Source organism: Neobacillus fumarioli NBRC 102428, assembly GCF_001591485.1.
In the GTDB taxonomy this organism is placed as follows: Bacteria; Bacillota; Bacilli; order Bacillales; family Cytobacillaceae; genus Neobacillus; species Neobacillus fumarioli.
Map to the genome: position 1 here is coordinate 1 of NZ_BCUZ01000138.1, position 6,968 is coordinate 6,968.

Below are 6,968 nucleotides of genomic sequence, written 5' to 3' on the forward strand. Positions count from 1 at the left end.
GCAAACTGGAAAAGGGGTTGGATTATGTTATTCGATACACATGTACATTTAAATGATCAGCAATATAAAGAAGATTTGCCGGAAGTAATTACAAGAGCACAAGAAGCCGGCGTTTCGATGATGGTTGTAGTCGGCTTTGACCGTCCGACAATTAAAAGGGCGATGGAACTTGCCGAGCAATATGACTTTATTTATGCCTGTGTCGGCTGGCACCCAGTAGATGCCATTGATTTGACAGAAGAGGATTTGTTATGGATTGAGGACTTAGCTGCCCACCCTAAGGTAGTTGCTCTTGGTGAAATGGGGTTAGATTATCATTGGGATAAGTCACCGAAGGAAATCCAACAGGAAGTATTTCGCAAACAAATTCAGCTGGCAAAAAAAGTGAAGCTGCCAATCGTTATTCATAATCGTGAAGCCACAGCCGACGTTGTAGAAATTTTGAAGGAGGAAGGAGCAGAGGAAGTTGGGGGAATCATGCATTGCTTTAGCGGCAGTCCGGAAGTTGCCAAGGAATGCATCAAGATGAACTTTTATATTTCGCTTGGCGGTCCTATTACATTTAAAAATGCAAAAAAGCCGAAAGAAGTAGCTGCTGAGGTTCCATTAGACCGCCTGTTAATTGAAACAGATTGTCCATATCTTGCTCCTCACCCTTATCGCGGCAAACGAAATGAGCCGAGGTTTGTGAGACTGGTTGCTGAACAGATTGCAGAAATAAAAGGGTTGACATTTGAAGAAATCGCAAATGCAACGGCACAAAATGCTAGAAAAATATTCGCCATTAATTGCTAAGAGAATTTGTCGAAAGCGCTAAAAGCATGTCTTAATTTTTTCCAAAAACAAAAAGTTCTACACGCCTCCTTTTCTACATAGGATGACTATGTCGATAAGTTTTCCTTTGCAAGCCTTCCAGTATTGTGCATAATTAGAAATACGTTCACAGGGTTAGCAGGGGATTACAGACGGACAGCTCAGTTTTTCAATTCATGCAGAAAAGGAGGCGTTTTTCATCGTATTCAAAGGCATGAAAAGCCTGTTTTTCAAGTCTTTGGGCGCGAAAAATTTAACTATTGTTTTTACTAGTTTTGTAGTTTTATCAACAATTGCTTGGATCATTATGTACGAGGATTCAGGGAAAACGGTTTCAATCATGCTTAATGATCAGAAAACAATAGTTAGAACTCATGCGGAAACTATTGATGATCTATTGAAAGAATTGGATGTATCATTGCGCCCAAAAGACTACCTGTATCCGAATGCAGATTCAAAGGTGAAGGACCACCTGAAAGTTGTTTGGAAACAGGCAAAACAGGTTACCATTGTTAAGAACAACGAGAGAAAGACGGTTTGGACTACAGCTGGGACTGTGTATGAACTCCTGAAAGAGCAGAAGATCAATTGGAACGAACATGATGAAATCTCACCAAGCCCGGAAACGGCAATCAAAAATAAGATGGAAATAAGCATTAAGAAAGCTTTTCATCTTACATATGTTGACGGCGGAAAAGAGCAATCAGTATGGTCCACTTCGACTACGGTCGCTGACTTTTTAACACAACAGGGTGTGATCCTCAATGAATTTGACCGAGTTGAACCGTCATTAACAGAACCCATCAAAGAGAACGGCGTTGTCAACGTCATTCGTGTAGAAAAAGTCACCGATGTAGTGGAAGAACCTGTTGGATTTGCCGTAGTGACAAAAAAGGATGATAGTTTAGCCAAAGGGACGGAAAAGACCCTATCCGAAGGCCGGCAAGGACTTGTTTCCAAGCAATATGAAGTCATACTCGAAAATGGCAAAGAGGCGGCCCGAAAACTGTTAAGTGAAGAGGTAATCAGGCCAAAACAGGATAAAGTTGTAGCTGTAGGAACAAAGGAAATAGATCATCAAGTTTCCAGCGATTCCGAAAGTACAGGGAAGTCATTATACGTCACGGCAACAGCTTATTCAGAAAACTGTAGTGACTGTACTGGAATAACGGCAACAGGTCTAAATCTTCGGGCAAATCCAAGTTTGAAAGTTATTGCTGTTGACCCAAGCATTATTCCGCTAGGAACAAAAGTGTATGTAGATGGCTATGGCTATGCCATTGCCGCTGATACAGGCGGGGCGATTAAAGGATATCGAATTGATTTATTCATGCCATCTGAAACCGACTGTGACCTCTGGGGACGTAAAAAAGTAAAGGTAACCATTTTACAGTAGAGTACTTTTTGCAGAGGAGCCCTCCTCTGCATTTTGCTTTTTATCTTGAATTATTTATACTTTATTTTATGATTCGTTTCGTTAATATAGACGAAGGACATTACAAAAATGTTTCAGTTTTTTTTCGATTTTATCTATTTTTTTTCGGAGGAAATATGAAGTTAAAAGAAATTATAGTCGTGGAAGGCAAAGATGATACAATGGCTATTAAACGAGCTGTTGATGCAGATACAATTGAAACAAATGGGTCTGCGATTAATCAAGTAACGATTGAAAAAATTAAACGCGCACAAACCACAAGAGGAGTAATTATCTTTACAGATCCGGATTTTCCCGGAGAAAAAATTAGAAAAACGATTGACCAATATGTCCCGGGGTGCAAACATGCTTTTTTAACAAAAGAAGCGGCATTGGCGAAAGGAAATAAAGGGATCGGTGTGGAGCATGCCAGTCCAGAGGCAATCAGAGAGGCTTTGAAGGATGCTCATGTCATGCATGAGACGATAACAGAACAAATCACCAAGGATGATTTATTAACTGCCGGACTGATCGCTGGAAAAGGTGCGAAAGAAAGGCGGATTCAGCTAGGGAAACTGTTGAAAATCGGCTATACGAACGGAAAACAGCTCCATAAGCGATTAATGATGTTTCAAGTCAGTAAACAGGAATTTGCCAGCGCACTTGCTGTGATGATGCAGGAGGAACAAAATGGATAAAGATATTGCAACCCCTGTTAGGACTCGGGCCATCTTAGAGAAATATGGTTTTTCCTTTAAGAAAAGCCTTGGTCAGAATTTTTTAATCGATACAAATATATTAAAGAAAATCGTCGGTTTTGCAAATTTAACAGAAAAATCAGGAGCCATTGAAATTGGACCTGGAATTGGTGCCCTTACCGAGCAATTGGCCCGAGAATGCAAAAAGGTGGCGGCCTTTGAAATTGACCAACGGTTATTGCCCATTTTAGCAGATACGTTGTCGCCTTATCCAAATGTAAAAATTATTCATCAAGATGTGTTAAAGGCAGATGTGAAAGCTGTCATTGCACAAGAATTTACAGGTATTGAGGATCTAATGGTTGTCGCGAATCTTCCGTATTATGTGACAACACCCATTATTATGAAGCTTTTAGAGGACAAACTGCCAATCCGCGGGATTGTCTGTATGCTGCAAAAGGAAGTGGCAGATCGGATTTCTGCTAAGCCTGGCACAAAAGACTACGGGTCCCTTTCCATCGCCATTCAGTATTATACAGCAGCAGAAACCGTGATGGTTGTGCCCAAAACTGTCTTTGTCCCTCAGCCGAACGTAGATTCTGCAGTGATTAGGCTTACATTAAGAGAAACACCGGCAGTTGCCGTTCAGAATGAGGATTTCTTTTTCAAAGTAACAAAAGCTGCTTTTGCACAAAGAAGAAAAACACTGCTTAATAATTTAACAAGCCAGCTCCCTAATGGGAAGCAAAAGAAAGAAGAGATTATGGCTGCTTTAACAGCAAGCGGGGTAGATCCTTCCAGAAGGGGTGAAACGCTCTCACTTGAGGAATTTGCCAGCTTGAGTGATGCTTTATATCCTTATTTCCAATAGACCTTTTTCAAAAGGTCTGTTTTTTTTTTTGCGTATTTTCTCACGGGGACATGGGCCTTTGCATAGCCTATGAAAGAAATATTTCAAAAGAGCCTTTAATGCTAGTCTAATTGGAGTGACGGCAGTGGAGATTAAAATAATGGATATCGTTGGAAGGCGTTCTTATAACTGTGACATTCTCTTCCGTGTTATTGATATTCGTAAAATAAATAACCAAAATGTTGCCATCCTATATGGTGAAGATTTTCGGCTAGTGGCTGATGCGCCATATGATGATTTAGTTACTATCAATCAGAATGAACGAAACAGATTGTCCAGAGAATATCAAACCCTTGAGGAGCAATCATTGAAATTGTTTACTCAGGATGTGGATTTACTAAGACAAAGACAGGAGTACGAGGCAACAGGCGGCTATGTGAAGCCGAGCAACTACTTTCAAATACCTGGGAAGGTTCTTCACTTAGACGGTGACCCTATGTATTTAAAAAAGTGTTTGGCTTTGTATGAAAAAATCGGGATTCCAGTTTTAGGAATTCATTGTAATGAAAAGGAAATGTCTTATAAGATTGGGGAATTAATCGATTATTACCGCCCTGATATCTTGGTGATCACCGGGCATGATGCTTATTCCAAGGCAAAAGGGAAAATTACTGACATCAATGCTTACCGGCATTCAAAACACTTTGTGCAAACTGTCAGGGAAGCGCGAAGGAAAGTCCCTCATTTAGACCAATTGGTCATTTTTGCCGGTGCTTGTCAATCTCATTTTGAATCCTTGATTCATGCGGGGGCAAATTTTGCCAGTTCACCATCAAGAATCAATATTCATGCACTCGACCCCGTCTATATTGTAGCCAAAATAAGTTTAACCCCATTTATGGAGCGAATTAATGTTTGGGATGTACTAAGAAATACGTTGACAGGGGAGAAGGGGCTTGGAGGAATTGAAACAAGAGGTGTATTAAGGACAGGAATGCCTTATCATCCGGTTGGAGAAGAAGAATAAGCCATTATTGATAAAGGCTTATTTTTCTTTTTTGAATACATAATCCTGCAGTATTAAGGCAACGATAGAAATGTTGAAATTTAGAATAAAAATCAGATGAAAAAATATTGACAATCATTTTGTTGTACTGATATAATTTATTTTTTTATTTGACAAAGCTATGTCAGTATGATATACTTAAACATAGTGAGGTGGACCGAATGCCAAAAACTTTAGCCGACATTAAAAAGGCTCTCGACTCGAATTTAGGGAAAAGATTGTTATTAAAGGCAAACGGGGGACGTCGAAAAACAATCGAACGTTCCGGCATATTAGCCGAAACGTACCCTTCTGTTTTTGTAATTGAATTGGATCAAGATGAAAATGCTTTTGAAAGGGTTTCTTACAGTTATGCAGATGTATTAACAGAAACCGTTCAAATCACTTTCTACGAAGAAGCATCAGGACATGCAGCGTTAAGCTAAGATATAATCAAGTGAGCAGCAGTAAACATAAAGTTTACTGCTTTTTACTGCTTTATTATGAAAAGTATTTTTCTTTCTTATACTAAGAATGCTGTGGCGATGAAAGGAGTTGTTTAGATGGGCAGAAGAAGAGGTATCATGTCCGTTCAATTTAAAGAGGAACTTGCTAAAGACCTTGGTTTCTATGATGTCGTTCAGAAAGAAGGATGGGGCGGCATTCGCGCTCGGGATGCAGGAAACATGGTAAAACGGGCAATTGAATTGGCTGAAGCACAATTAAAGGGCCAGGGCTCTCATTAGCTGCATTCTTTAATAAGGTACTTCAACTTTGAAATAAACAATTAGTTCGCCATAGCCGGGCCAGAGAACAATGTTCTCTGGCTCTTTTCATAAGTAAAATATAAATTTCATCTTCGAAAATTGTTCGGCGCAAGCGTCCTAGCCCCTCGGGACCAAAACCAGATGGACTAAAAGTTCATAAACCAGACTTTTAATGCAAAATAACATTTTCCTGTTGGGGATGGCCAAGGCGCCTTGCGCTTTTCCTATTATTAAAATTCTTTTTTCTCCACGAAAATAATGTTAAAATACTGATTTTGATAGGATTTTTTCAATTGGGCGTCTTACAATGGCTGTTTTGTGGTAGAATAGAAAAATATTGGTGTGGAACGGAGAACAGGCACAAACGCCCGAAGGACTGGACAATATAGAAGTAGGTGGACTTAGGTGAAGCTTTTAGTCAAGGCACCGGCTAAAATAAATTTAGCGTTGGATGTTTTACATAAACGCCCTGACGGCTATCATGAGGTTGAAATGATTATGACGACTATAGATTTAGCCGATCGGGTTGAGTTAACTTTATTAGAACGGGATCAAATTCATATTCTTTCTCATAATCGCTATGTGCCGGATGACCAGCGCAATTTGGCCTATCAAGCAGCTGAGCTATTAAAGAGACGCTTCAGTGTGAAAAAGGGCGTGATGATTTCGATTGAGAAATCAATTCCTGTTGCAGCGGGACTTGCCGGGGGATCAAGTGATGCTGCTGCAACACTACGAGGGTTAAATAAAATATGGGGACTTGGGTTAAGCTTAGATGAATTAGCTGAAATCGGCAGTGAGATTGGTTCGGATGTTTCATTTTGTGTCTACGGTGGTACAGCGTTGGCGAAAGGAAGGGGAGAAATTATTACTGAACTTCCTGCTCCGCCAACGTGCTGGGTGATTCTCGCCAAACCATTTATCGGTGTATCAACTGCGGAAGTCTATAGAAGACTCGATTTGAACGGGACGAGACATCCGAATATTCCGGAAATGATTGAAGCAATAAAAAGCCACGATTATCATAAAGTATGTCAAAATGTGGGGAATGTTTTAGAGGATGTGACATTAAAGCTGCATCCGGTTGTAGCACAAATTAAGGATCAGATGAAGCGTTTTGGCGCAGATGCTGTACTGATGAGTGGAAGCGGACCGACAGTATTTGGTATTGTTCAGCACGATTCCCGCATGCACCGAATCTATAATGGCCTCCGGGGGTTTTGTGATCAAGTTTTCGCGGTTAGAATGTTAGGTGAGCGTCATACACTTGATTAAAGTCGGATATTAATGATATTCTTCTTGTAGATTATTCGTCTTTTTATGAAATAAGAAAGTATAATTTCGACTTCGACAATTGGTCCAGCGCAAGCGGCATAGCCCC

General features: G+C 40.2%; 8 protein-coding genes. All 8 read left to right on the plus strand.

Annotated elements, in window-relative coordinates; translation table 11 throughout:
* The first annotated feature begins 24 nt into the window (after window positions 1-24).
* The 8 genes from BFU02S_RS13915 (at window position 25) to ispE (ending at window position 6,862) form a co-directional block, all read left to right on the plus strand.
* The gene (locus BFU02S_RS13915) at window positions 25-795 is read left to right on the plus strand and encodes a TatD family hydrolase (RefSeq protein WP_066371825.1); all 771 of its coding nucleotides are present in this window, start codon (window positions 25-27) and stop codon (window positions 793-795) included.
* A gap of 358 nt (window positions 796-1,153) precedes the next feature.
* On the plus strand, window positions 1,154-2,209 hold the full coding sequence (locus BFU02S_RS13920) for a ubiquitin-like domain-containing protein (protein WP_369690705.1): 1,056 nt from the start codon (window positions 1,154-1,156) through the stop codon (window positions 2,207-2,209).
* Window positions 2,210-2,364: 155 nt separating this feature from the next.
* Window positions 2,365-2,925 carry a ribonuclease M5 gene (rnmV, locus tag BFU02S_RS13925; RefSeq protein ID WP_066371806.1) on the plus strand — a complete coding sequence of 187 codons (561 nt, stop codon included), beginning with the start codon at window positions 2,365-2,367 and terminating at the stop codon, window positions 2,923-2,925.
* Entirely contained in the window at window positions 2,918-3,796 is an 879-nt protein-coding gene (gene rsmA, locus BFU02S_RS13930) for a 16S rRNA (adenine(1518)-N(6)/adenine(1519)-N(6))-dimethyltransferase RsmA (RefSeq protein ID WP_066371808.1), read from the plus strand. Before rnmV ends, rsmA begins: the two co-directional genes overlap by 8 nt.
* A 124-nt stretch (window positions 3,797-3,920) precedes the next feature.
* Window positions 3,921-4,802 carry a sporulation peptidase YabG gene (yabG, locus tag BFU02S_RS13935; RefSeq protein WP_066371816.1) on the plus strand — a complete coding sequence of 294 codons (882 nt, stop codon included), beginning with the start codon at window positions 3,921-3,923 and terminating at the stop codon, window positions 4,800-4,802.
* A gap of 200 nt (window positions 4,803-5,002) precedes the next feature.
* Window positions 5,003-5,266 (plus strand): biofilm formation stimulator Veg, encoded by a 264-nt coding sequence (gene veg / locus BFU02S_RS13940; RefSeq protein WP_066371818.1) that lies wholly within the window; start codon window positions 5,003-5,005, stop codon window positions 5,264-5,266.
* A 117-nt stretch (window positions 5,267-5,383) separates the two neighbouring features.
* On the plus strand, window positions 5,384-5,566 hold the full coding sequence (locus BFU02S_RS13945) for a small, acid-soluble spore protein, alpha/beta type (protein ID WP_066371820.1): 183 nt from the start codon (window positions 5,384-5,386) through the stop codon (window positions 5,564-5,566).
* Between the two features lie 426 nt (window positions 5,567-5,992).
* Window positions 5,993-6,862 (plus strand): 4-(cytidine 5'-diphospho)-2-C-methyl-D-erythritol kinase, encoded by an 870-nt coding sequence (gene ispE / locus BFU02S_RS13950; protein ID WP_066371823.1) that lies wholly within the window; start codon window positions 5,993-5,995, stop codon window positions 6,860-6,862.
* Window positions 6,863-6,968 lie beyond the last annotated feature (106 nt).